The 23,530-nt window shown below is 71.5% G+C and carries 22 protein-coding genes; 18 read left to right on the forward strand and 4 right to left on the reverse strand.

All coding sequences use genetic code 11. From position 1 onward, the window contains the following. The first annotated feature begins 46 nt into the window (after nucleotides 1–46). The 16 genes from ABZ714_RS24270 to ABZ714_RS24345 all read left to right on the forward strand — a co-directional run bounded on the left by ABZ714_RS24270 (nucleotide 47) and on the right by ABZ714_RS24345 (nucleotide 17,694). The gene (locus tag ABZ714_RS24270) at nucleotides 47–1,027 is read left to right on the forward strand and encodes a WYL domain-containing protein (protein WP_358827420.1); all 981 of its coding nucleotides are present in this window, start codon (nucleotides 47–49) and stop codon (nucleotides 1,025–1,027) included. A 39-nt stretch (nucleotides 1,028–1,066) separates the two neighbouring features. Next, nucleotides 1,067–2,032: a WYL domain-containing protein gene (locus ABZ714_RS24275; RefSeq protein ID WP_358827421.1), complete on the forward strand. Its 966-nt coding sequence runs from the start codon at nucleotides 1,067–1,069 to the stop codon at nucleotides 2,030–2,032. Between the two features lie 612 nt (nucleotides 2,033–2,644). Then, complete coding sequence (locus tag ABZ714_RS24280) at nucleotides 2,645–2,935, forward strand: hypothetical protein (protein ID WP_358827422.1); 291 nt, start codon at nucleotides 2,645–2,647, stop codon at nucleotides 2,933–2,935. Nucleotides 2,936–2,944: 9 nt separating this feature from the next. Beyond that, a complete protein-coding gene (locus ABZ714_RS24285; protein ID WP_358827423.1) occupies nucleotides 2,945–3,142 on the forward strand; it encodes a hypothetical protein in 198 nt (65 codons plus the stop codon). A 317-nt stretch (nucleotides 3,143–3,459) separates the two neighbouring features. Beyond that, nucleotides 3,460–3,753 (forward strand): Sec-independent protein translocase subunit TatA, encoded by a 294-nt coding sequence (gene tatA / locus ABZ714_RS24290; protein WP_358827424.1) that lies wholly within the window; start codon nucleotides 3,460–3,462, stop codon nucleotides 3,751–3,753. Between the two features lie 62 nt (nucleotides 3,754–3,815). Next, nucleotides 3,816–4,784: a twin-arginine translocase subunit TatC gene (tatC, locus tag ABZ714_RS24295; RefSeq protein WP_358827425.1), complete on the forward strand. Its 969-nt coding sequence runs from the start codon at nucleotides 3,816–3,818 to the stop codon at nucleotides 4,782–4,784. Nucleotides 4,785–5,244: 460 nt separating this feature from the next. Further along, nucleotides 5,245–6,162: a diacylglycerol kinase gene (locus ABZ714_RS24300; protein ID WP_358827426.1), complete on the forward strand. Its 918-nt coding sequence runs from the start codon at nucleotides 5,245–5,247 to the stop codon at nucleotides 6,160–6,162. A 205-nt stretch (nucleotides 6,163–6,367) separates the two neighbouring features. Next, on the forward strand, nucleotides 6,368–9,196 hold the full coding sequence (locus ABZ714_RS24305; RefSeq protein WP_358827427.1) for a DEAD/DEAH box helicase: 2,829 nt from the start codon (nucleotides 6,368–6,370) through the stop codon (nucleotides 9,194–9,196). A gap of 222 nt (nucleotides 9,197–9,418) precedes the next feature. Beyond that, nucleotides 9,419–10,072 carry a Crp/Fnr family transcriptional regulator gene (locus ABZ714_RS24310; RefSeq protein WP_358827428.1) on the forward strand — a complete coding sequence of 218 codons (654 nt, stop codon included), beginning with the start codon at nucleotides 9,419–9,421 and terminating at the stop codon, nucleotides 10,070–10,072. 144 nt (nucleotides 10,073–10,216) lie between these two features. Then, complete coding sequence (locus ABZ714_RS24315) at nucleotides 10,217–11,140, forward strand: hypothetical protein (RefSeq protein ID WP_358827429.1); 924 nt, start codon at nucleotides 10,217–10,219, stop codon at nucleotides 11,138–11,140. Beyond that, nucleotides 11,137–13,305, forward strand: coding sequence for a hypothetical protein (locus ABZ714_RS24320; protein WP_358827430.1), 2,169 nt, complete (start codon nucleotides 11,137–11,139; stop codon nucleotides 13,303–13,305). The genes ABZ714_RS24315 and ABZ714_RS24320 overlap by 4 nt, the downstream gene beginning before the upstream one ends. Next, the gene (locus ABZ714_RS24325; RefSeq protein ID WP_358827431.1) at nucleotides 13,302–14,180 is read left to right on the forward strand and encodes a hypothetical protein; all 879 of its coding nucleotides are present in this window, start codon (nucleotides 13,302–13,304) and stop codon (nucleotides 14,178–14,180) included. Before ABZ714_RS24320 ends, ABZ714_RS24325 begins: the two co-directional genes overlap by 4 nt. Nucleotides 14,181–14,425: 245 nt before the next feature. After that, nucleotides 14,426–14,644 carry an S-type pyocin domain-containing protein gene (locus ABZ714_RS24330; RefSeq protein WP_358827432.1) on the forward strand — a complete coding sequence of 73 codons (219 nt, stop codon included), beginning with the start codon at nucleotides 14,426–14,428 and terminating at the stop codon, nucleotides 14,642–14,644. Continuing rightward, nucleotides 14,634–16,700, forward strand: coding sequence for a hypothetical protein (locus tag ABZ714_RS24335; protein ID WP_358827433.1), 2,067 nt, complete (start codon nucleotides 14,634–14,636; stop codon nucleotides 16,698–16,700). Before ABZ714_RS24330 ends, ABZ714_RS24335 begins: the two co-directional genes overlap by 11 nt. Next, nucleotides 16,697–17,425, forward strand: coding sequence for a hypothetical protein (locus ABZ714_RS24340; RefSeq protein WP_358827434.1), 729 nt, complete (start codon nucleotides 16,697–16,699; stop codon nucleotides 17,423–17,425). Before ABZ714_RS24335 ends, ABZ714_RS24340 begins: the two co-directional genes overlap by 4 nt. Continuing rightward, nucleotides 17,422–17,694: a DNA-binding protein gene (locus ABZ714_RS24345; protein WP_358827435.1), complete on the forward strand. Its 273-nt coding sequence runs from the start codon at nucleotides 17,422–17,424 to the stop codon at nucleotides 17,692–17,694. The genes ABZ714_RS24340 and ABZ714_RS24345 overlap by 4 nt, the downstream gene beginning before the upstream one ends. Before the next feature lie 155 nt (nucleotides 17,695–17,849). On the opposite strand, the gene ABZ714_RS24350 is transcribed toward ABZ714_RS24345, so the two are convergent. Next, on the reverse strand, nucleotides 17,850–18,068 hold the full coding sequence (locus ABZ714_RS24350; protein ID WP_358827436.1) for a hypothetical protein: 219 nt from the start codon (nucleotides 18,066–18,068) through the stop codon (nucleotides 17,850–17,852). A 99-nt stretch (nucleotides 18,069–18,167) separates the two neighbouring features. Here ABZ714_RS24350 and ABZ714_RS24355 point away from each other — a divergent pair, with 99 nt between their 5' ends. Beyond that, nucleotides 18,168–18,818, forward strand: coding sequence for a hypothetical protein (locus ABZ714_RS24355; protein WP_358827437.1), 651 nt, complete (start codon nucleotides 18,168–18,170; stop codon nucleotides 18,816–18,818). Between the two features lie 139 nt (nucleotides 18,819–18,957). Here the strand turns inward: ABZ714_RS24355 and ABZ714_RS24360 are convergent, their stop codons facing one another. After that, nucleotides 18,958–20,331: a deoxyribodipyrimidine photo-lyase gene (locus tag ABZ714_RS24360; protein ID WP_358827438.1), complete on the reverse strand. Its 1,374-nt coding sequence runs from the start codon at nucleotides 20,329–20,331 to the stop codon at nucleotides 18,958–18,960. Between the two features lie 177 nt (nucleotides 20,332–20,508). Here ABZ714_RS24360 and ABZ714_RS24365 point away from each other — a divergent pair, with 177 nt between their 5' ends. Beyond that, nucleotides 20,509–21,219: a MerR family transcriptional regulator gene (locus tag ABZ714_RS24365; RefSeq protein ID WP_358827439.1), complete on the forward strand. Its 711-nt coding sequence runs from the start codon at nucleotides 20,509–20,511 to the stop codon at nucleotides 21,217–21,219. 71 nt (nucleotides 21,220–21,290) lie between these two features. On the opposite strand, the gene ABZ714_RS24370 is transcribed toward ABZ714_RS24365, so the two are convergent. Both ABZ714_RS24370 and ABZ714_RS24375 read right to left on the reverse strand, forming a co-directional pair. Beyond that, nucleotides 21,291–22,151, reverse strand: a complete 861-nt coding sequence (locus tag ABZ714_RS24370; protein ID WP_358827440.1) for a siderophore-interacting protein — start codon at nucleotides 22,149–22,151, stop codon at nucleotides 21,291–21,293. A gap of 277 nt (nucleotides 22,152–22,428) precedes the next feature. Further along, nucleotides 22,429–23,334, reverse strand: a complete 906-nt coding sequence (locus ABZ714_RS24375) for a 5'-3' exonuclease (protein ID WP_358827466.1) — start codon at nucleotides 23,332–23,334, stop codon at nucleotides 22,429–22,431. Between the last annotated feature and the right edge of the window lie 196 nt (nucleotides 23,335–23,530).

A 23,530-nucleotide genomic window follows, 5' to 3' on the forward strand; every position in this document is an offset into this window, starting at 1 on the left:
GTTCGACCGGAACGATCTGAAGAGTCAGAAGAGGTGCGGGGCGTCGATGGCGATTGCCAAGGCCGAGCGGCTGATGAATCTGGCGCTGTGCCTGCTGGGGACGCGCCGCCCGCTGAGCAAGCGCGAGCTGCGTGAGTCCATCGAGGCGTATCTGGAAGCGTTCCGGCCCACCGACGCCTCGGCCGGCTCCGACGAGTCCTTCAACCGCATGTTCGAACGCGACAAGGACGACCTCCGCGAACTCGGCCTGGTCATCGAGACCGTGGAGAACCTCGACGGCGAGGTCGGCTATCTCGCCCGCCGGGACAGCAACCGGCTGCCGCCCATCACCTTCGACGCGGAGGAGGCCGCGGCCCTCGGGGTCGCCGCCCGGGTCTGGCAGCAGGCCCGGCTCGCCGGTGCCGCCAGCGGGGCGCTCCAGAAGCTCCGCGCCGCCGGAATGCCCGAGGCCGAGGACGCGTACGAGGACCGGGCCGGTGCCCTGGAGCCGCGGATCCCCGTCCACGAGGCCGCGTTCGAACCGCTGATGCTCGCCTGCCGCGACCGCCGCCCGGTCGTCTTCGACTACCGCAAGGCCAGCGCCGCCCGCCCCGAGCAGCGGCAGGTCGAGCCGTGGACGCTGGAGTGCTGGCGCGGCCACTGGTATCTCGCGGGCTGGGACCGCGACCGGGGCGCCGAGCGGGTCTTCCGGCTCTCCCGGATCACCGGCCGGGTCCGCTCCAGGGCCGGGTCCTTCACCGCGCCCGTGCCCGACGTCTCGACGGTCCGGGAGACCGTGGAGAGCTGGGCGGGGGAGACCGCCACCCGGACCGCGCGGATCCGGCTGCGCTCCGGCGCAGGATACCCGCTGCGGGCCAGGGCCGCCTCGGTCCGCCCGGCGGGCGACGGCTGGGACGAGCTGGAGATCCCGTACGGGCACGGCCTCGACGCCTGGCTGGTCGAGTTCGGGCCGGATGTCGTCGTGGTGGAACCGGCGGATCTGCGGGCCGATGTGGTGGACCGGCTGCGCGCGGTGGCCGCGGGCTGACGGCAGCCGAGGGAAAGCTCAGGAAAAGGGGACCGGACCGTGGCCGCGAACGCCATCGACCAGACCAGGCGGATGCTCTCCCTGGTCACTTATCTGCGGGAACGCCCCGGCGCGCGCGTCGAGGACGTCGCCCGTGCCTTCGGGATCACCGAGGACGAACTGATCTCGGACCTCGACCTGCTGCCGATGTGCGGGACGAGCTTCCGCGGCGGCGATCTGCTGGACATCGACACCGACGGCGACCGGATCTGGTGGCACAACCCGGACGATGTCGCCGAGCCGCTCCGGCTGGCCGCGGACGAGGCGACGGCCCTGCTGGTCGCCGCCCGCGCGGTGGCCATGCTGCCGGGGCTGCGGGAGAGCGACCGCGAGGCACTGCTGCGGGCCACGGCCAAGCTGGAGACCGCGGCCGGGGAGGCCGCCGGGGCGTCGTCCCGGCTGTCGGTGACCTTCGAGGCCGAGGGCGGCGTCTTCGCCGCCGTCGACCGGGCGATCACCGAGAAGCGCCGGCTCTGGGTGCGCTACTACTCGCCGGCGCGGGACGAGCTGACCGAGCGCGAGGTGGACCCGATCCGGCTGTTCGCGGTCGGCCACACCTATATGGAGGCGTGGTGCCGGCTCTCCGAGGCGCGGCGGACCTTCCGGCTCGACCGGGTCGCCGAGATCCGGCTGCTCGACGCCCCCGCAGCGCCGCCCGAGATCGAACTCCGGGATCTCTCGGATCTGTCGACGGGGCTCGTCCAGCCCTCCGCCGACGATCCCGAGGTGGTCGTGGAAGTGGGGCCCGGGGGCCGCTGGGTCGCCGAGTACTACCCGTACGACCGGGCCGACGAACTGCCCGGCGGCGGTCTGCGGATCACCCTGCGCACCTCGTCCCCGGCCACGCTCCGACGGCTCGCGCTGCGGCTGGGCGCCGACGGGCGGATCACCGAGCCGGGAGATCTGGCGGAGAGCGCCCGCCGGGCGGCCCGGGAGGCGCTGGCCGCGTACGGGGACACGGCCTAGGCCGGGTCTTGTGGATCTTGCCGGGCTCGCGTGCCCTGGCACCGCGCTCCCTCTGGGCCCGGCGGCCCGGGTGGGGTCCCCCCGGGCGAAGCCCAGGGGCGTGCCCCGCGGCAGTGGCATTCCTCCGCCTCGCGATCCACGGCACCGGACCCCGCTCGCTGATCCAGCCTGATCCACGAGACACGCCCTAGCCGGTTTCGCGGGAGCGGGCCGGAGACGCGCGTGGGCCGGATCCGATGGGTTCGGCGGGTCGGACCCCCGCTGAATCCGGTGGGTCCGGTGGGTCCGGTGGGATCCGGGTCCGACCCGGTTCGGCGCGGCCGGATCGTACGGGTGGGTCCGGTGGGATCCGGCACAGCCGGCCGGGATCCGGGTCCGACCCGGTTCGGCGCGGCCGGATCGTACGAGGGTTCGGGCGGCCCGGTCCGCCGGAGCGTCTGGTTCCGGACGCTCTGTCCCGGCCGCCGCGTTCGGTGTCCGGGAAATGTCCGGAAACGATGCCTCATCGTGGCGGGGGTTGTGTCGATTTCCGGCCGACGCGGACACGGGGCCGCCGGGCGCGGGATCATTCGGGCGGGAAGTACCGTTCACGGTTGAGGAGATTCGTGTCATATGTCGCTCATGTTCGATATCACGGCTACGGCCCCGGGTAGCGGCCCCGTGCTCTTCAGGGCCCTGTGCCCGGACTGCCGGGCCCGCTGTGAGCTGACCGCCCAGGCGCTGCGGCTCGCCATCGGCGGCAGCCGCCGTACCACCTTCTACTCCTTCACCTGCCCCGAGTGCGGCTCCGCCGTCCGCCGTCCGGCCGGGGAGCGGATCGTCGAACTCCTCACCCGGGGCGGAGTCAGTACGCTCCGTCTCCAGGCCGTGGCCCCCGCGGCCCCCACCACCTCGAACGCCTAGGTAACGCCCATGTTCTGGCCCGTGCTCGCCATCGTCCTCGGTTTCCTCGGGATCGCCGTCCTCGGCGTCCTCGGTATCCGGGTCTTCCTGGAGGCCCGGCGGCTCGGGCTGGAGGTGACCAGGGCGGCCGAACGGATCGGGGCCGCCGCCGGAGATCTGGAGCGGGCGGCCGAACGGGCGGCCGGGAACGCGAGCGGGCTGCGCTGATCCGGGCCCGGCGGCGCCGGGCCCGAGCACCGGCCGCGCCGATCCGGGAGCGGGTTCGTACCGCCCCCGCCGGCCGACGGAATGCCGACGATCTTCGTTGGGCGGGTTCCGGCCGTGTGTACGCGCCCGCTACCAAGGGCGTTCAATCGGTAACAGCCCAGGTGAAGCCGGGGTTCCGGTCATTTGGGGGATGCACGGGCATTGCCCTGTGTTCACTGCTTGGGGTTACGATCGCTCACAACGCATCATGGTCGGACCTCTGTCCGCCCCGGTGCCGCAGCTACACCCCAGCCGCCTCGGTGAGAAGGTACACGCTTATGTTCGGTGGACGGATCGGCCCTGCCGAGATCATTCTGGTCCTCGTCGTGATCATCCTCCTGTTCGGTGCCAAGAAGCTCCCGGACATGGCCCGTTCCCTGGGCAAGTCGGCCCGGATCCTGAAGAGCGAGGCCAAGGCCATGAAGGCCGAGAGCCAGGACTCCGCCGCGGCGGCGCCCCCGCAGCCGGGACCCGCCCAGGAGCAGCCCGCCCCGCGGACCATCAAGGCCGCGCCCGGTGATGTCACGAGCGCGCGTCCCGTGACCGAGCCGACGGACTCCGCTCAGCGCTGACACCGGGCCGCCCACAGGCCCGTCTGCCGCGACGGGCCTGCCGCACGAGATGAGGACGTGGGTTGCTCAAGCCTGCCCGCAAGAAGGAGAAGGACCCCGAGGGGCGGATGCCCCTCGTGGAGCATCTGCGCGAGCTCAGGAACCGGCTCGCGAAGGGCGTCCTGGCCATCGTGGCCGTCACGGTCGTGGCCGCCTTCTTCTACAACGACATCATCAACTTCTTCACCAAGCCGGTACTGGACTCGGTGGGCTGTGACCTGTCCTTCTCGGAGCTCCAGAAGAAGCCCGACGGGACGACCTGCGCCCAGATCACCATCAACGGCCTGCTGACGCCCTTCACGCTGGCGCTGAAGGTGTCGCTGATGGCGGGTGTGGTCCTCGCCTCGCCGGTCTGGCTGTACCAGCTCTGGGCCTTCGTCGCGCCCGGACTGCACCGGAACGAGAAGAAGTACGCCCTCGCCTTCGTCGGCGCGGGCTCCCCGCTCTTCCTCATGGGCGGCTACTTCGCCTACGCGGTCCTGCCGACCACGGCGAAGGTACTGATCGAGTTCACCCCCGTCGGCGTGGACAACCTGCTGCCGCTGGACGATCTGCTCGACCTGGTCACCAGGATGGTGGTCGTCTTCGGGCTCGCCTTCGAACTGCCGCTGCTGCTGGTGATGCTGAATATCGGCGGCGCCGTCACCGGCCGGCGGATGCTCGGCTGGTGGCGCGCGATGATCATGGGCATCACGATCTTCTCGGCCGTGGCCACGCCCAGCACCGAGCCCCTGACGATGATGGCGCTGGCCGCCCCCATCGTGCTGCTGTACTTCCTCGCCACCGGCATCTCACTCCTCAACGACCGGCGGCGACGGCTGCGGGAGCTGCGGGGACCCGGGGACGACGAGGCGGCGGAGCTGGATCTCACCCCCGCCGACATCGGCGCGGTGGAGGCGGTCGGCGCTGCGAACCGGGTGCCTGAGCAGTCGAGCCGTGAGGGCGACGGCGGCCGGGCCAACCGGGTCAACGGCTTCGACGACATCACCTGACGCGAAGAGCGTCCGACGCGCGGCCCCGGGGGCCGGACGGCCACGAGCCGTCCGGCCCCCGGCGCGTAGAGCCCCGCCCGGTCGTCCCGCGCCTTCGGCAACAGGGGGTTCCCGCGCCCTCCCACCCTCGTACGCCGGGGAGCGGCGTGGCCGGGGCCGGGTCCGACGAATCCCGCCCGGCCCGCGGTGTCCGGCACGGGCTCTCTCCCCGGTAGCCCGTCGGGCACGGGAGGGGCCCGGCGTTGTCGGGATTCCCGCGTACGTCCGGTACGAGGCGGACCGCACCCCGGCTTCGCCGGGGGACCCGCCGCCGTCGCGCATCACACGCTCCGGACGCCACGGCCCCGCCCTGCGGGCGGACGGCGCTGTGTGCCGGACACGGCCTCGGCGCCCGGTGCCGCCGGGCGCCCGGGGGACCGGCGCGGGGTCGCCGCTTCGTTGTTCGAGTACCGTCACCCGGGTGACTCATGAGATCACTCTCTTCGTCAACCCCACGGCGGGCCGCGGCCGGGGTGCCCACGCCGCCCAGCCCGCCGCCCGGGCGCTGCGGGACGCCGGGTTCTCGGTCCGTACCGTCCTCGGCGAGCACGCGCCCGACGCGCTGCGGCGGGCCCGGGAGGCCGTCGCGGCGGGCACCGGCGCGCTGATAGCCGTCGGGGGCGACGGACTCGTCTCCCTCGCGCTCCAGGCCGTGGCCGGGACACCCACCCCGCTCGGGGTGATCGCCGTCGGTACCGGGAACGACTTCGCCCGCACCCTCGGCCTCCCGGTCCGCGACCCCGCCGCCGCCGGACGGCTCGCCGCCGACGTCCTCAAGGGCGGCGGGGCCCGGGAGATCGACCTCGGCCGGGCCGGGGACCGCTGGTTCGGCACGGTCCTCGCCTCCGGCTTCGACTCCCGCGTCAACGACCGGGGCAACCGGATGGGACGGATCGCGGGCCGCTTCACCTACGATCTGGCGCTCCTCGCCGAACTCGCCGCCCTGCGCCCGATCCCGTACCGGCTCACCCTGGACGACGGCCCGGAGCTGGAGGTCGAGGCGATCCTGGTCGCCGTCGGCAACGGCGACTCCTACGGGGGCGGCATGCGGATCTGCGCCGGGGCCGTCCCGGACGACGGACTGCTCGACGTGACGGTCGTCGCGGCCTGCGACCGCAGGACCCTGCTCCGGGTCTTCCCCCGGGTCTACAAGGGCACCCATCTCGACCACCCGAAGGTCACCGTCCACCGGGTCCGCTCCGTCCGGCTGGCCGCCGAAGGGCTCACCGCCTACGCCGACGGGGAACGGCTCGGCCCGCTGCCGCTGACCGCCGAGTGCGTCCCGGGAGCGCTCCGGGTCCTGGCGCCCCGCCCCGGCGACCCGGGCCGCCGCCCGTGACCGGCGCGTGACGCGTCGTAGCGGAACCGGTCTCCGTACGGTCCGGCCGTACGACGGGCTGCGCCCGGCGCCTCGCCGGGTCTCGTGCCCGGCCGACGCAGGGGGCTCGCGGGCGCACGGACGCGCCGTGGGCGCGCGCCGGGCGCCCGACGGTGCGATAAGGCCGCGCTGACTGTCGTACCCGGCGGGTAGGCTCGTCAACAAGATGACCGAGGATCTCTCACCCGCCGAGCGCTACGCGGCCTCCCGCGTCCGCGCCGCAGAGCAGGCCACCGCCCTGTTCCCGTTCCGCGAGATGTACGAGTTCGATCTGGACCCGTTCCAGATCGAGGCATGCCAGGCGCTGGAGGCGGGCCGGGGCGTGCTCGTGGCCGCGCCGACCGGCTCCGGCAAGACCATCGTCGGCGAGTTCGCCGTCCACCTCGCCCTCCAGCAGGGCCGGAAGTGCTTCTACACCACGCCCATCAAGGCCCTGTCGAACCAGAAGTACACCGATCTCGTCAAGCGGTACGGCGCCGACAAGGTCGGCCTGCTCACCGGTGACAACAGCGTCAACTCCGAGGCGCCCGTGGTCGTGATGACCACCGAGGTACTGCGGAACATGCTCTACGCGGGCTCGCAGTCGCTGCGGGGCCTCGGCTATGTCGTCATGGACGAGGTGCACTACCTCTCCGACCGCTTCCGGGGCGCCGTCTGGGAAGAGGTCATCATCCACCTCCCCGAGTCGGTGACCCTGGTGTCACTGAGCGCCACCGTCTCCAACGCGGAGGAGTTCGGCGACTGGCTGGACACCGTACGCGGTGACACCGCGGTCATCGTCTCCGAGGAGCGCCCCGTCCCGCTGTGGCAGCACGTCATGGCCGGACGCCGGGTCTACGACCTCTTCGAGGAGGGGTCCGACCACGGCGGCCGGGGCACCGGGCGCCGCGAGGTCAATCCGGACCTGGTCCGGCTGGCCCGGACGGAGAACCAGCGGTCGTACAACCCCCGGGACCGCCGCCGGGGCAAGATGGTCCGCGAGGCCGACCGGGAGCGGGAGCGGCGCAGCCGGTCCCGGATCTGGACGCCGGGCCGCCCCGAGGTGATCGAGCGGCTGGACGCGGAGGGGCTGCTGCCCGCGATCACCTTCATCTTCAGCCGGGCGGGCTGCGAGGCCGCCGTCCACCAGTGCCTCTACGCGGGACTCCGGCTCAACGACGACGCGGCCCGGGCCCGGGTCCGGGAGATCGTCGAGGAGCGGACCGCGGCCATCCCGACCGAGGACCTCAACGTCCTGGGGTACTACGAGTGGCTGGAGGGCCTGGAGCGGGGCATCGCCGCGCACCACGCCGGAATGCTCCCCACCTTCAAGGAGGTGGTGGAGGAACTGTTCGTCCGCGGACTGGTGAAGGCGGTCTTCGCCACCGAGACCCTGGCCCTCGGCATCAACATGCCCGCGCGCTCGGTGGTCCTGGAGAAGCTCGTCAAGTGGAACGGCGAACAGCACGCCGACATCACCCCCGGCGAGTACACGCAGCTCACCGGCCGGGCCGGACGGCGCGGGATCGACGTCGAGGGGCATGCCGTCGTGCTGTGGCAGCGGGCCATGGACCCGGCCGCGCTGGCCGGTCTCGCCGGGACCAGGACGTACCCGCTGCGCTCCAGCTTCAAGCCCTCGTACAACATGGCGGTCAATCTGGTCCAGCAGTTCGGCCGGCACCGCTCCCGGGAGCTGCTGGAGACCTCGTTCGCGCAGTTCCAGGCCGACCGCTCGGTGGTCGGCATCTCCCGCCAGGTCCAGAAGAACGAGACCGGCCTGGAGGGCTACCGGGAGGGCATGACCTGCCATCTCGGCGACTTCGAGGAGTACGCGCGGCTCCGCCGCGAACTCAAGGACCGCGAGAACGAGCTGGCCAAGCAGGGCGCGGCCCAGCGGCGGGCCGCGGCGGCGGTCTCCCTGGAGCGGCTCAAGCCGGGCGACGTCATCCACGTACCGACCGGGAAGTTCGCGGGCCTCGCGCTCGTCCTCGACCCCGGTATCCCCGCCGGGCGGACCAACGGCCACCGCGGCTTCGAACACCACGACGGCCCGCGGCCCCTGGTCCTCACCGCGGAGCGGCAGGTCAAACGACTGGCGTCGATGGACTTCCCGGTGCCCGTGGAGGCGCTGGAGCGGATGCGGATCCCCAAGTCGTTCAATCCGCGATCTCCGCAGTCCCGCCGCGACCTGGCCTCGGCGCTCCGCACCAAGGCCGGTCACATCGTGCCCGACCGGCACCGCAAGGAGCGGTCCGCGGCGGCCGACGACCGTGAGATCGCCCGGCTGCGGGCCGATCTGCGGGCCCATCCCTGCCACGGCTGCTCCGAGCGCGAGGACCACGCCCGCTGGGCGGAGCGCTACCACCGGCTGCTGCGGGACACCCGCCAGCTGGAGCGCCGGATCGAGGGGCGTACGAACACCATCGCCCGCACCTTCGACCGGATCGTCGCCCTCCTGACGGAGCTGGACTATCTCCGCGAGGACGAGGTAACCCCGCACGGCCGCCGGCTCGCCCGGCTCTACGGCGAACTGGACCTGCTCGCCAGCGAATGCCTCCGGGACGACGTCTGGGACGGCCTCAGCCCGGCCGAACTCGCCGCCTGCGCCTCGGCCCTGGTCTACGAGTCCCGCCAGTCCGACGACGCCGTGCCCCCCAAGGTCCCCGCCGGAGCGGCGAAGGCGGCGCTCGGCGAGATGGTCCGCATCTGGGGCCGGCTCGACGCCCTGGAGGAAGACTTCAAGATCCACCAGGCGGAGGGCGTCGGCCAGCGCGAGCCCGACCTCGGCTTCGCCTGGGCCGCCTACCAGTGGGCCTCCGGCAAGAGCCTGGACGAGGTACTGCGTGAGACGGAGATGCCCGCGGGCGACTTCGTCCGCTGGTCCAAGCAGGTCATCGACGTCCTCGGCCAGATCGCGGCGGCGGCCCCCGCCGACCGGGGCACGGTCGCCAAGCACGCCCGCAAGGCGGTGGACGGCCTGTTGCGGGGCGTGGTGGCGTACAGCTCGGTCGGCTAGGGAGCGCTTGCGGAATGCCGGGCCCGGGATCGTTCCGGGCCCGGCACTCCGCCGTTTCCCCGCGGCTCCTCGCCGGGGCAGTGCCGGGACCGGTCGGCCCTGTGTGTCGCCGGTTGCCGCGGTGAGCCGGGCTTTGCGGGCAGGGTGGGGACCTCGCCCGGCCGATGGCCTGAACCCACAGTTCCGTGGCCTGTCGGAACCCGATTCCCCTAGCGTTACCGTATGAACAGAGATCGTCACTCTTCGGCGCGAACTCTGCGCGACCTGGTGTCGAAAGAGGTCTGGGCGGAGCTCACCCGTCGCCCACTCGGATTCCGGCCGTCCGGCGTCACCTTGTTAGAACAGGGCACTCCGGGCACAGGGGCGTTCGCGCTGATCAGCGGCATGGTCAAGGTGATCAGGCGGGATCGCGACGACCGGCAGCGCCTGCTCGCCTTCCGCGGTCCCGGGGAGATTCTGGGTGAGATGGCACTTCAGCACGGTGGTGAACGGCTGGCGGATGTACGGACGATGAGCAGATGCCGAGTCGTATGGATCCCCGCCCAGGACTTCCATCGTCTGGTGGAGCGGCACGATCTCGCTTACTCCCTCGCGGTCCTCGCCTCCAGCCGGCTCCGCGAGCAGACCGAGCTGTACGACGGCGCGGTGCATCAGCGTCTGGCCATGGCGCTCCTCCGCCTGGTCGACGTCTCGGAGGGGGTGTCCTCCTTCTCTCTCACCCGGGAGGAGCTGGCCCAGCACATCGGGGCCGGGCGTAACTCCGTCACCAAAGGTCTGGGAATCCTCGGGCCGGGCAAGGTGCGCGTGGAGAAAGGGCGCATCAGCGTGACCAGTGTGGAAGGACTGCGAGAAGCGCTCAAGGACGCCTGCTCGTAGCCGCGTTGTGCTCTACGTCACCTGCCGTACGCACTCGCGGAGCGGAACTCGAGAGGGCTCGTCGAGAGCCTGGAGTGGAACGACGAAGGACACTCCGACCCCGCCCGGTTCTCCCGGGTGGGGCTTCACCGAGGAGCCGTATCCATGCAGGAGCAGTTCAGCAAGTCCGACGGGGACGCACGCCCGTTCACCCGCAGCCGTCGGCTACCTCCGTACCGGGGCGTCCTGGCGGTGGACGCCAAAGACTTCACCGGGCGGCCCGCCCTCGAGCACGAGACCATCAGCCGGACGGTGCCGGACCTGCTCATGACCGCCCTCGCCCGGGTGGGGCTGCGGAGGCTCTGGGACGACCGGCAGTTCCCCAACACCACGGGTGACGGCTATGTGTTCGGGTTCGACGCGTCGCTCATGCCCTTGGTGATCCACCCCTTCCTGCACACTCTTCAGGAAGTGCTGACCGACTACAACGTCCTGTCCCACGGGGTCGCCCCCATGAGGCTGCGGGCCAGTCTGCACGTCGGTCCGCTGGCCGACACGGGGGACGAGTTCGGCGGCAACGGAACCGTACGCAACGACACCCACCGGCTGCTCGACTCCCGCCCGGTCAAGGCGGTGCTCGCCTCTCACAAGGAGAACATCACCCATCTGGCGTCGATCCTCTCGGATCGGTGCTACGAGGACGCGGTGCTCAGTGGATACACCGGACGCCATCTCGACCACTTCGTCGAGGTGGGCGCGACGGTGGACGGCAAGCCCTTCGCCCAGCGGGCCTGGGTCTATGTGCCCCAGCCGTCCGGGCCGCTGTACGACGGAGCCTTGGACGCCGATGACAGCACTACTGCGGCGGTACGCGAGGATGCCCCGGTCTCCGAGAGCGCCGGGCCGCAAAGTCCGCGGGTGGAGAACAGCGCCCCCGGTGGAAACATCAACTCGGGTACGGTCCACGGTGGCCAGAGCGTGAGCAACCACGGCATCGCCGGGGACTATGTCGAGGGGAACAAGGCCAACCGGGTACGCGGTTTCCAGGGTGACCAAGTCCGCGGTGACAAGAACCGTGGGCGCTCATGACCACGGAAGCTCCGGCCGCCGTCGCGGGACCGCCTGACACGACGGCGTCGGCCCCCGAACCACAGCCCGCCGAAGACCCGTCGCCAGACGAGCCCGAGTACGACCTCTCCGAGGCGTTTTCCCTCTTCGGCGGAGCCGGGGGTGCTCCGGGACCCTACATCTTGGCGCCGGGCGCGAATGTCAACACCGGTTCCGTATACGGGGACCAGCGGGTTCACAACGGACCGGTGGGGGACGGGGGAATCCGGCGGACCGCTCGGGTGCACGAGGGGCCCGTTCCGGCGTCGGAGGTCGAAGCCGCGGTCTTCGGGTTCGCCGAGCCCGCGTGGTTCGGAACGGCCAGGCGGGAGTTGGACCGGAGAGTGCTCTTTCTGGCCGGCCGCCCCGGATCCGGGCGTCGTACCGCCGCTCTCAACCTGCTGCGCCGATACTGCGGTGACGGTGCCCCCCTTCAGGCTCTGGACAGCGTTACCGAACTGGACCGCTGGCAGCCCACCGAGCCCTCGGTACGGGGCTATCTCGTCGACGGACTCTTTCCGGAGAAACCCCTCGGCCCGGGCGTGCTCGGCCATGTGCGCGCTCTGCTGGAGAAGGCCGGTGCGTGCATGGTGATAGTCCTGCCGGACGACACGGCACTCCTGCGGCGACTCGAGCAGTATCTCCATGTCACTCCCGTCATGTGCGAGCCACCACCGCCCTCATTGGTTTTCGGCAGCCGGTTCGGGGCGGAGGTTCCGGATCAGCGCGAGCGGGAACGGCTGCTGGCGGCGCTGGACGATCAACTGCTCGATGAACTTCTGGCACCCGAACTGGTACCGGCCGAGGTGGTCGAATTGGTGCGGGCCATCGTGGCGGCCGACGGGGACGCGACCCTTTTGGGGGATCTCCGGGGACGGCTGAGTTTCCGAGCCGAGCAGGAAGTCCCCGAACTGGTGGCTGGCTTGCGCGATGAGGCCGACGCGCTGGCCTTTCTGCTGGCTGCCTGTGTCTATGAGGGGTTGGACCACCGCATCGTCAAGGAGGAGGCCGACCGGCTGCTGGAGCTGTCCGAGGGCCGCCTCGCCTCGGTACTGCCGGTAACGGATCCGGAAGGTGTCAGGAGTGTGGAGCGGCCGAATCCACAGTTCGTCTTCCGGCGCTCACTCACCGAGCTGCTCGACGCCGTCGGCGCCGCACGGCGGATGTCCGACACCGCGGCGGGCGGGGCCTACCTCCACAGCATCGAGCCGCTCTCCTTTGTAAGGCACCGGCGAGCCGAAGCCGTACTCCGCCATGTATGGCGTGAGTACAGCCAGGTGTCGGACCTGCTCGTAAGGTGGTTGAGTGAAGTGAGCCCCGACCGCGAACTCACCATGTCGGCCGGCCGGGTCATGGGGCAGGCGGCGAGTTGGGGCGGCGGCCGACGAGCTCTCCGCCATATCGCCACCTTGGCGGCCTCCGAGCGCATGACCAGTCAGATGATCGCGGCCTACGCCCTGGGCCTCGCGGCCGAGGATCCTCGACTGGTCGCAGATGTGCGCCGTCGGCTGAGGGAATGGAGCGTGGCGGCCAGTCCCTATCGGAGGGTTACGGTCGCCCTTGCCTGTGAGGCCGACTTCGGCCGGGCGCGGCCCGATGTCGCCCTTCGACTGCTGGACAGACTCATACGGGATGTGCGGCCGGGTAAGCGGGTCGAGCAGGAGCATCAGTGGGTCTACTTCGCCGTGCGGCAGGCTGTCTCCTCGTTGTTCCACGCCGGGCATCAGGATCGGGTTTTCACCCGGATCCTGGAATGGCTGAACGACGACGAAGTCGAGCAGGAACGGTTACTGGTGTTGTTCGGCCACCTGCTGCAGTCCTCGGTGTGGTTTCAGCGACAGCTCTCCCAGGAAGCCGATCATCGGCACTCCGTGGTGGACGTCACCCGCATGGCATTGAACACGGACGGGTCATTCGATGCCGCCTGTTCCGCCCTGCTGCGATGGGCCGACCAGGGGAGCTGGGACGAAACCGCGTCCCAGGCGGTGGATTACCTCTTCCGAGAATTGGCCCGCGACATGAGACATGGCGAACTGCGCCTGTTCGTGGAGATCGACCAAAAGGGCGCGGAGGGCTGGGCGGGGCGCGACATCGCCCGAACCGCCCTCGCCGGATGGCGTAATGGCGAAGGGTGGGATGCCGCATGAGTGACGAAACTGCGGGGCAGCTCTACTCCCGGACGAGCCGGGCGCCCTGGCGGGAGATCCTCGGCTACCGGTGGTCGGCGAGAAGCGAGTCGTCCCTGGTGCTCCGGGATGTCACGGGCCGGTACTTCGTGCTCGGCCGACGCGGCGACCCCGTCGACTCCGGTGAGGCCACGCCGGTGATGGACGACGCCATGGCCCCGAGCCTGCGCGGCGGCTACGCGGACGCCTTCCACGTGGACGTGACCGAGCACATGGACAGCCGGGCCGTGGGAATCCCGACCGTGTACGGAACCGAGTCGGTGGATCTGTGGGTGTCCTGGTGGGTGCACGATCCGGTGCAGGTCGTGCGCAGCAGGACCCTGTACGGATGGCATCAGGTCCGAACCCGCCTGGGCAGTGCCCTGCGTCAGCTCGCCGATGCCCAGACAGCCGCGGAGAGCGGAATCGGGTCTCCCGAGATCATGCGAAACCTGGGCGGCACGCAGCGCATGGCGGAGCTGGGCCTGAGCTACCGGGTGTTCGACATCCGGCCCCGTGAGTCCGGTGAGGAGCTCTACCTCGGTCAACCGGAGAACGAGTGGGTACGGCAGTCGTGGACCCGCACCGGGGAGTACGACTTCTGTCTCCAGGCGCTGCGTGCCGGTCCGGTCTCCCTCGCGGCTCTCTGGCTCCTCAGGCATCCCGACCAGGTGCAGCAGGTCCTGGACTGGTCAGTCAGCCATCAGGAACTGCTCGGCCGCGCGCAGACGGACTGGCAGGAGGAATTGGCCCGGCTCCTCGGAACCCTGAGCGAACAGGAGCGAAAGGAGATCTCCGGCATTCTTCGTGACCGGATCGCGGCCTTGGGGCGGCAAGTTCCCGGAGTGGCGATCTGAGCGGAGGGAATTAGCTACGGGACAGGCGGGCGCGTCGCCATCGGGCGGCGCGCCCGCCTCTTCGCGTCATCAGGGCAGCGCCACATCCGAACGTGTGGCGGCGGTCACCCGTTTTATGCACCTGGAAAGCAGACGGCGAGCCTTTGCCACGCCACGCTTGAAGTGTTCAGAACCCGCGTACGGGCGATTCTCGGACGGTTCGATTGTTCGGAGAGGACGACATGAGAGAAGCGGAAACACGTCGCATGGACAAGGTGACTCCCCTGCGTTCGCGGCCGATCCACCGGCCGATCGGCGATTCCTCGGAACCGGTGCAGACCTCTGAGGAGGCCGAAACGGGAACCATGACGGTTCTCGAAGCGGCCGGAGGGATCATCAATACCGGGACCGTCCACGGCGGCCAGCACCTGACGTCCGTCAAGGTGGCCGGCCACCGTGCCGAAGGAGCCGACGGTGACATCTGAGCTGCTTCCCGACGGGGAGCTGGACGCCGTCGTCGCGGCCCTGTCCTCCGAGCAGAGGATGGTGGTCGTCGCTCCGAACGGCACGGTCAACACCGGACTCGTGACGGGCGGCCAGCGACATGTCGTCTCCACGGTCGTGTCCGGGGAGGGGGGTTCCACCGCCCTCCCCGTGCGGCAGGGGCCCGTACGGGCCAAGGACCTGGAGACGGCGAGGCGGCGCTTCGTGCCGCCGCCCGGATTCGAGCGAGCGGTTGCGGCCCTCGAATCCGGTATCGCCGTACTGGTCGGGCCGCCGGGGACCGGTCGTGAGACCTATGCGCTCAACCTCCTGGCTCACGGCCGGGAGAACGCCGTGCTCCACCAGGTCGACGGAGCGGTCGACCTCACACGATGGGAGCCGCGGCCGTATGGCGTACACGGATATCTGGTGATGGAGCCGCCGGATCCCTTTGCGTTGCGCTCCTGGGATCTGTCCCGGCTGGAGGTGCCCTTGGCGGATGCCGGGGCCCACCTGATCATCGTATTGGCGGAGTCTCCAGGGCTCGTCTCCGCTGTGGCGGAGCACCTGGGTGCGCCGGTCCTCCGGCACGTGTCGCCCGATCCGCGGGAGGTCTTCGCCGCCCATGTGAAGGACGTCTGTTCCGACGAGGAGCGGCGGGCCCGGTTACTGCGCTCCCTCGAATCGGGGCTCCTCGGCGACGTGCTGCCGTCCGAACTGCCGCCGCGTCGCGCTGCCGCGGCGGCGGAAGCCCTGGCCCGTATCGGTATCGCCGACGGCGATACCGGCGCCGATCTGCTGTACGCCCTCGGGCGGACGGAGGCGCCGGAGCTCATGGCCCGTGCCCGGGAGGAGCCACAGCTCCTCGCCCATCTGCTGTCGCTCTGTGTCTACGGCGGCCTGGAGCGGGCAGTCGTGGCGGAGCGCGCGGTGAAACTGCTGGAAGTGGCCGAGGTCGGATGGGAGCACGTACCGGCCGTCCGGGCCCTGTTCCGCCGAGCCGGAGAACCACAGGACGGCCCGGCCCGACAGCAAACCCTGTCCGGGACACTGCGAGCCCTCGGGGCGCGGTGCGGGCCGGGTGCCGGGACGGACGGCCCGGACAACGCCTCCTTCTACTGGCCGACCACGGCCGACGCGCTCTGGGAGAGCCTGTGCCGACAGCACGAGGAGCTGTCACCTCTGTTGTACGCCTGGCTTGCCGGTACCGGAGCTGATCCGCAGCACATCGAGAAGGCGGGGCGGGCGGCTGCGGCCATGGCGGCGGCGACCGGCGGCAGGACATTGGCTCTGTTGCGTCGATTGGCCCTGAGTCCCTGGCCGCCGGCCGCCGAGATCGCGGGCTGGTGCCTGGGGTTGGTCGCCCAAGACCCGGCGGCGGCGCCCGAGGCGGGTGAACTCCTCGACCAGTGGAGTGCCGCGCCCGAGGCCGCGTTGCGCGGGGCCGTAGCGTACGCCTGCCGGCCGGACCGGGGAGGGCCGCCGCTCGATCGGACCCTGGAGCTGTTGGAGCGGCTGATTCAGACGCTGGGCGGTGACCGGGACGACGCCGACGTCGCCGTTTCGATCAAGGACGCGCTCGTCCAGCACTTCATGGTGGGTGACACCCTCACCAAAGACACGATCCTGGGCAGGATCCCGTACTGGGCCGAGTCGGACGGTATTCCGGGGCTCGTCGTCGCTCAGGCATTCCTCCTCATGGCGGCGACGGACCGGGCCTGGTGCCGCGAACGGATTCTCGGCGGTGCGGAAGGAACGTCCCGGGTGGTTCGGCTGACCGGACACACCCTGAGCGAGCCGAGTACCTACGAGTCCATGCGGGACGTCCTGCTCGACTGGTGCCGTGAGGCGGACGCCGCCCCGGAGCCCGATCCGGCGCTCACAGCGCTTCTGGAGGGCCTGACCGCGGCCCGGCGCCCCGGTTTCCTCCGATGGCTGCTCGCCGTGGAGCGCGGTCCCGATGCCGTGCCCGGCAAGGAACTGGCCGTGAGCCTGCTGGCCTCGTGGCGTACGAGGAACTCCGTCCGCGAGTTCGGACCGAAGGGGAACCAACGATGACACTGCCCCCGTACCCGGGACTCTTCGCCTCGGTCGAGAGGCTGTTCGCCGACCGGAATCCGACACCGGAACTGCGTGTGCTCGAAGGAACGGGCGAGCCGGGACCGACGGTCACCCTTGCGGAGGCCCGCCGGGTGCTGTACGACCGCTCCGCGAGCCACACGGTACGTACGGCGCTGTGGCATCAAATCGATGAACGGGCCCGCCTCGACGCGGCGACGTCCGACTGGCCGTCGGCGGTGGTGTGGTTGGGGCTGCCGGGGCTCCGGCGCACCGCCCGCAAGATCGTCGCCGCCCGGGGCGCGGAGAGCGAGGACGTCGAGGCCGAACTCGTCACCTGCTATCTGGAGGCTCTGGCGGAGTTCGGCACGCATGCTTCGGACCCGGGCGGCCGGGTATTGCGCGCGGCCTGCTCACGCGCCTGGGAAGTATGGGGCTGGGCTCGCCATGAGCTGGCGGTGGCGGATACGGACCGGGCCGGGGAATCGTGGTCCGGCGAGGGCCCGGAAGGCCCCTGGCAGGTGGAGTACAACCCACCGGTGCGGCCCGCGGGGCTCCCCGCCGGTCTGCGGTTCACCGTTCCCGGCCATCGGGTCGAGGGCGTACGGCTCGGTGCCCTGGCCCGGGCCTGGGGGCTGGCGGACACGGTCACGGAGATCCCGCGTGCGCACCGGGGCCGCCAGGTCGCGACGATCTCCCTGCGACGGCCCGGGAGGAACCGGTGACCGATCACCGAGCGACCCCGCTCACCTTCCGCGAGATCTTCGATCTTCCCGTCAGCGTCGATCTGGGGACGGCCGCCAGAGCGTTCGGGATGTGCCGGGGGACGGCCTACCGACTCGTCGCGCTCGACGAGTTCCCCTGCCCCACGCGTCGGGTCGGCGGACGGCACCGCGTACTGACGGTCGACCTGCTGCGGTCGCTGGGCGTCGAGGAGCGCCCTGTCTTCGCCGACGAGATCGCCGACGGAGTGGCGCTCACACTCTTCGACTGAGCGTCCGGCCGGGACGCCGGTACTCCATCGCAGAACACATCCGAGCCATCGACGGAGGATTTGTCATGCCAACCTGCCTTGCCCTGGGAACGGGGGGCACGATCCCTCTCCCCTCCAGTGATTCCGCTGATTCCGTGGGGAACGGGCCGAACCGTTCAGTGGTCCTCTACGAGGACGTCGTGCGGCCCTCCTGCGAGCAGTTCGGCCTCATCCTCCTGCGGGCCGAGGATCTGACGAAGGCCGGACTCCCGGTGGATCAGTTGCTGCGTCTTGTGGCGGAAGCGGACATCGTCGTCGCCGACCTCAGCGGCACCGGCGAGGAACTGTCCTTCGGGCTCGGCGTGCGACACGCACTCGGCCGGTGCACCATTCATTTCGCCGATGGCGCCGCCCTCCCTCCTGGGGGAGGTACGAGCCCTTCCATCGCGCTCCCGCGCCAAGTCTCGGAGCTGGCTCCGGCTCGAAATCAGCTCATGAGTCTCCTGGCGGACGCACTGCGAGAGGCGTCCACCACGAGCGGGACCACCGGCCGGACGACTGCGACCGACGGCGCCGATCCGGGGCGGGGCGATGACAACGCCCCCGGCCTCCTGGACCTCGTGGCGGAGGCGGAGGTGCAGATGGAGGGCATCACGAAGGACATGGCCGATGTGGACGCGGCGGTGGCCGACCTCGCGGCGATGATGGAACTCGTCGCCGAGGACATGGCCCGGGTCACTCATCCCGGCGCCCGGATGAGCGCCAAGCTGACGGTGATGCACCAATTGGCCAAGGCGCTCGACGGCCCCGCCGGTGAACTGGAGTCGGCCACGGAACGCCTTGCCGAGCGGATGAACGTCGCCGCCTCCGCCCTCAACGCGTTCATGGAGTGGGCGGAGGCCACTCCGCGCGGCCAGTGGCCGGACGGCCTCACCGATGTACTGCGGCAGCTGGTAGAGGCCCCTTCCGAGACCGGGCCGGTGGACTTTCAGGAAGCCATGTCGCTGATGCACACCTTTGGCGCCTCCAGCCGTCTGCTGAGGGCTCCCGCACGGCGCATCGGTGCCTCATTCCAGACTCTCTTCGGGTATCTGGCGGTGATGGAGGAGTGGCGGACCACGGCCGTGCGACTTCGGCAGGGCTGACCCCCGAGCCCTGGTCTCCGGAAGTGATCTCGGCCTGAAACCCTCCTGCCCTGGCAGGACCGAGCTCTCGGGCCCGCCTGGTCGATCCTCCCGACCGGGCGGGCTTCCGGCACTCCCGGACGCCCGGCGGACGCCGGGATCAGTCGTCGAGACCCCGGGCGCGGGTGAAGCGGGTGCGGGCCTCGGAGAGGTCGACCAAGGGGGCCGGGTAGTCGAGGCGGGCCCGGTCGGACGCGGGGAGGGACGACGGGTCGTGGATCGTGCGGTCCGGGAGCGCGGCGAGTTCCGGGACCCAGCGGCGGACGTACGCGCCGTCGGGGTCGAATCTGCGGGCCTGGGTCAGGGGGTTGAGGATCCGGTTGGGGCGGGTGTCGGTGCCGGTGCCCGCGACCCACTGCCAGTTGAGCTGGTTGTTGGCGATGTCCCCGTCGACCAGCAGGCCGAGGAAGTGCGCGGCGCCGGTGCGCCAGTCGGCGTAGAGGGTCTTGGTGAGATAGCTCGCGGTCAGCAGCCGGGCCCGGTTGTGCATCCAGCCCTCGTGGCGCAGTTGGCGCATGCCCGCGTCCACGATCGGGCAGCCCGTACGGCCCTCGCGCCAGGCGTCGATCTCCTCGGGGGCGTCGCGCCAGTGGTCGTGGCGAGGGCGGTAGTCGACGGCGGCCGCGTCGGGGCGGGCCGCCAGGACCTGGTGGTGGAAGTCCCGCCAGGCGAGCTGGCGGACGAACGCCTCGGCCCCCGGGCCGCCCTTGTCGCGGGCGCGGCGGACGAGTTCGACGGCGGACAGGGTGCCGAAGTGGAGATGGGGGGAGAGCCGGGACGTGGCGTCGCCCGCGAGGTCGTCATGGCGTTCCTCGTACGCGGCCACCCCGTCGCCGGTCCGGGCCAGCCAGCCGGTGAGCCGCTTCCGGCCCTCCTCCTCGCCGCCCGCGGCGAGTCCGGGGGACACTCCGGTGACCGAGGCGCGCCGGGGCAGGGGTTCGCCGGGGAGTTCGGGGACCGTGATCCGGCGGGGGGCCGTCACCACCGGGCGCGTACCGGCCGCCTCCCAGCGGCGGAAGTACGGGGTGAAGACGGCGAAGTGGTCCCGGTTCGCGGGGGTCACCCGGCCCGGCGGCAGGGCCGTGACGACGCCGTCGTGGACGTGCAGCGCCGCGCCCGCCGGGGCGAGGGCGTCGCGCAGGGCGTCCTCGCGGGCCGTCGCGTACCGGCTGACGCCCGCCGCGACATGGACGGATTCCGCCTCCGTCTCCGCGACCACCCGGCACACCTCGTCGACGACCGAGCCGGAGCGGACCACGAGCCGGCCGCCGCGATCGCGCAGACTCCGGTCGAGTGAGGCCAGGCAGTCGGCGAGAAAGGCCCGGCGGTTGGGCGCGTCGAAACCGGCGCGGCCGATGCCGGTATCGCGGACGAAGAGGGGGATCACGGTATCGGCGTCCCGGACCGCGGCGGCGAGCGCCGGCTGGTCGTGGACCCGCAGATCAGAGGTGAAGAGCATGACGGAGACGGACATGAGCCGTCTCTATCAGGACCGCGGCGTCCCGGGCCGTATTTCGGCCGGATGTCGTCCCTCGGCGCCCGGGTGGTGCCGGGGCGGGCACACGGAGGGGAGCTGTACGGATAGCGATACGCGACGCTACCTAAGATGGCCGGGACGGACATGGTCCTGGTGAGACGGCGGTGAGCGGACGTGCGGATCGGTGAGCTGAGTCGGAGAACCGGGGTACCGGTACCGACCATCAAGTACTACTTGCGCGAGGGCCTGTTGCCCGCCGGTGAGCTGACCAGCCCCAATCAGGCCGCGTACGGCCCCGGGCACGAGCGGCGGCTGCGGCTGATCCGGGCCCTGCTCGACATCGGCGGGCTGAAGATCGCCGCGATCGGCGGGGTGCTGGCGGCCGTCGACGACCCCGGCAAGCCGCTCCACCACGTCCTGGGCTCCGCCTCCGATCTGCTGGTGGCGCGGCCGGTGAAGCCCGAGCCGGACGAGGCGGGGGAGAGCGCGCGGCGGACGGTCGACGCGCTGATCGACCGGCGCGGCTGGCAGGTGGAGGACGACGCGCCGGGGCCCGAACTGCTGGCCGGGGCGCTGGCCGCGATGGCCCGGCTCGGGCACGGCGACTTCGAGCGCCGGCTGCTGGACGCCTACGCGGACGCGGCCGAACTGGTCGCCGACGCCGACCTCGGCTATCTCGCCGACCGGACCAGCCGGGACCAGCTCGTGGAGACCGTGATCGTCGGTACCGTCCTGGGGAACGCGGTCTTCGAGGCCCTGCGGCAGATCGCCCAGACGGACCGCTCCGCGCGGCGCTACGGCAGCCGCAGCACCCCGCCGGAGGCGGGTAAGGAGACGGATACCGGTACGGGGACTTCAGGGGCGGGCGGGGAGTCGGCCGGCTGACGGGCGGCGGGGCCGGACCAGGGGCGTGGAGAGGTTCTCGTACGCCCGGATCCGGCCGCCGCCGACAGGCGTCAGGCCACCCGGTCGCCCGGCTCGGCGCTCTCCTGCTCGCGCTCCACCTGCTCGTTCCACGCCCGCTTCACCGCGCGCCACGCCTCGTCGTTCTGCCCCAGCCGCCAGTAGCCGGAGATCGACAACTGGGCGCGGTCGATGCCCCGGTCCAGTCGCAGATGGCGCCGGAGCTCCTTCACACAGCCCGCCTCGCCGTGGACGAAGGCGGACACCCGGCCCGCCGGGAAGTCCAGTCCGGTGACTGCCTCGACCATCGCCCGGCCCACCGGGCGGCCGTTCCGGTGCAGCCACTGGACGGTGACCCCGGCCGGGGCCACCAGCTTCTGCTCCTCCGCCGGGTCCTCGATCTCCACGAAGGCATGGACCAGGGCGCCCTCGGGGATCCGCTCCAGCGATGCCGCGATCGCGGGCAGCGCGCTCTCGTCGCCGACCAGCAGATGCCAGTCGGCGGTCGGGTCCGGGGCGTATCCGCCGCCGGGGCCGATGATCCACATCGGGTCGCCGACCCGGGCGCGGGCCGCCCAGGGGCCCGCGAGCCCCTCGTCCCCGTGGACGACGAAATCGATGGTCAGTTCGGCCGTCTCGGCGTCCCAGCTACGGACCGTGTACGTCCGGTTGGACGGCCACTGCTCCCGGGGGAAGTCGGCCTTGATCTGGTCGATGTCCCAGGGCTCCGGATACCGGACGCCCTCCGCCGGGAAGACGAGCTTCACATAGTGGTCGGTATAGCCGTCGAGCCCGAATCCCGCCAGCCCGGGGCCGCCGAAGACGATCCGCGCCATATGGGGGGTGAGTCGTTCGGCATGCACGACATGGGCCTTGTAGGGCGACGGTGACGTGCGGGCGGGTCGGTCGGTCACGGCGCTCTCCCGGGCTCGTGCTGCGCTTGCTTAGGCTTGCCTAAGTTAACACTCCGTGCCGGAAAGCTCAGCACGGGAGAGCCGCCGGTGTGCCCCGGGCCGGTGCGTACCGGTACGGGACGGAGGTACGGGGGCGCGTACGGACGCGGGAGGCCCCGCGCGGGCGCGTACGGCCACGCGGGGCACCGTACGGCCGCGGACGGACGGCCGTCGGGCGCCAGCGGCCGGAACACGCCCGTACGAACACGACCGGAACGCGTCCGTAGGCCGTACGCGGTCAGGGGTTCAGAACGGCCAGCAGTCGCTGGAGGGAGCCGCCGAGACCCCAGCGCTCCGCCAGCTCGTCCAGGGTCGCCGGATCGCGCGGCTCCGACGGCAGCGCCGGGTCGAAGGGCGGCAGCGGGGCGTCCGGCGCCACCCGGACCACCTTGGGCGCGATCGCCACGTACTCCCGGGCCTCGGCGAGCCGCCGCCGCTGGGCCGGGGTCAGCCGGGAGGCCGGATCCGCCACCGCCGCCATGATCCCGGCCAGATCGCCGTAGGCGTCGAGCAGCTTCGCCGCGGTCTTCTCGCCGATCCCGGGCACCCCGGGCAGTCCGTCGCTCGGGTCGCCGCGCAGCAGGGCCAGATCCGCGTACCCCGGGCCGTCCACGCCGTACTTGCCGCGCAGCCACGCCTCGTCGGTGATCTGGAGCGTGCCCACACCCTTCAGCGGGTACAGCACCCGGCGCCGCCGGGCGTCGTCCACCAGCTGGAAGAGGTCGCGGTCGCCGGTGACGATGTCGACCGGGCCGGCGGCCCGCGCGGTGAGCGTGCCGATGACGTCGTCCGCCTCGTAACCGTCGGCGCCGACCCGGGCGATGCCCAGCGCCGCGAGGACCTCCGCGATCACCGGGACCTGCGGGGCGAGGGTGTCCGGGGTCTCCTCCTCGTCGGGTCCCGTCTCCGTCTCCTCGGCCACCCGGTGCGCCTTGTAGGACGGGATCAGCTCCACCCGCCAGTGGGGCCGCCAGTCGTTGTCCCAGCAGGCGACGAGATCGTCCGGCCGGTGGTCCTGCACCAGGCGCGCGATGAAGTCGAGGAGTCCGCGGACTGCGTTGACCGGCGTGCCGTCGGGGGCGCGCACCGAGTCGGGGACCCCGAAATAGGCCCGGAAGTACAGGGATGCGGTGTCGAGGAGCATCAGGCGTCGCGTCACACCCCGATCATGCCGTACGCCACCGACAGCGGCCGGGAGGCCGTACGCCGACGCCCGGCCGGGGGCGGTGTCGCGTACCGGCGGTGCCGGGACGTGGGCCGCCCGGGCGCCCGGTGCCGCCGCGCCGGTCGCCGGACGCGTAGCCGGTCTCCCCGGTGGAAGCGGTGGAAGCGGTGGAAGC

It is taken from the genome of Streptomyces sp. NPDC006798 (assembly GCF_040635975.1).
GTDB lineage: Bacteria > Actinomycetota > Actinomycetes > Streptomycetales > Streptomycetaceae > Streptomyces.

Excerpts from the sequence above, each read along its gene's own strand:
- ABZ714_RS24340 (WP_358827434.1), top strand. The coding sequence starts at position 16,697 with ATGACACTGCCCCCGTACCCGGGACTCTTCGCCTCGGTCGAGAGGCTG.
- ABZ714_RS24320 (WP_358827430.1), top strand. The coding sequence starts at position 11,137 with ATGACCACGGAAGCTCCGGCCGCCGTCGCGGGACCGCCTGACACGACG.
- ABZ714_RS24375 (WP_358827466.1), bottom strand. The coding sequence starts at position 23,334 with ATGCTCCTCGACACCGCATCCCTGTACTTCCGGGCCTATTTCGGGGTC.
- ABZ714_RS24270 (WP_358827420.1), top strand. The coding sequence starts at position 47 with ATGGCGATTGCCAAGGCCGAGCGGCTGATGAATCTGGCGCTGTGCCTG.
- ABZ714_RS24285 (WP_358827423.1), top strand. The coding sequence starts at position 2,945 with ATGTTCTGGCCCGTGCTCGCCATCGTCCTCGGTTTCCTCGGGATCGCC.
- ABZ714_RS24310 (WP_358827428.1), top strand. The coding sequence starts at position 9,419 with ATGAACAGAGATCGTCACTCTTCGGCGCGAACTCTGCGCGACCTGGTG.
- ABZ714_RS24360 (WP_358827438.1), bottom strand. The coding sequence starts at position 20,331 with ATGTCCGTCTCCGTCATGCTCTTCACCTCTGATCTGCGGGTCCACGAC.
- ABZ714_RS24330 (WP_358827432.1), top strand. The coding sequence starts at position 14,426 with ATGGACAAGGTGACTCCCCTGCGTTCGCGGCCGATCCACCGGCCGATC.
- ABZ714_RS24280 (WP_358827422.1), top strand. The coding sequence starts at position 2,645 with ATGTCGCTCATGTTCGATATCACGGCTACGGCCCCGGGTAGCGGCCCC.
- ABZ714_RS24305 (WP_358827427.1), top strand. The coding sequence starts at position 6,368 with ATGACCGAGGATCTCTCACCCGCCGAGCGCTACGCGGCCTCCCGCGTC.
- ABZ714_RS24355 (WP_358827437.1), top strand. The coding sequence starts at position 18,168 with ATGAGTCTCCTGGCGGACGCACTGCGAGAGGCGTCCACCACGAGCGGG.
- tatA (WP_358827424.1), top strand. The coding sequence starts at position 3,460 with ATGTTCGGTGGACGGATCGGCCCTGCCGAGATCATTCTGGTCCTCGTC.
- ABZ714_RS24315 (WP_358827429.1), top strand. The coding sequence starts at position 10,217 with ATGCAGGAGCAGTTCAGCAAGTCCGACGGGGACGCACGCCCGTTCACC.
- ABZ714_RS24325 (WP_358827431.1), top strand. The coding sequence starts at position 13,302 with ATGAGTGACGAAACTGCGGGGCAGCTCTACTCCCGGACGAGCCGGGCG.
- ABZ714_RS24350 (WP_358827436.1), bottom strand. The coding sequence starts at position 18,068 with ATGAATGGTGCACCGGCCGAGTGCGTGTCGCACGCCGAGCCCGAAGGA.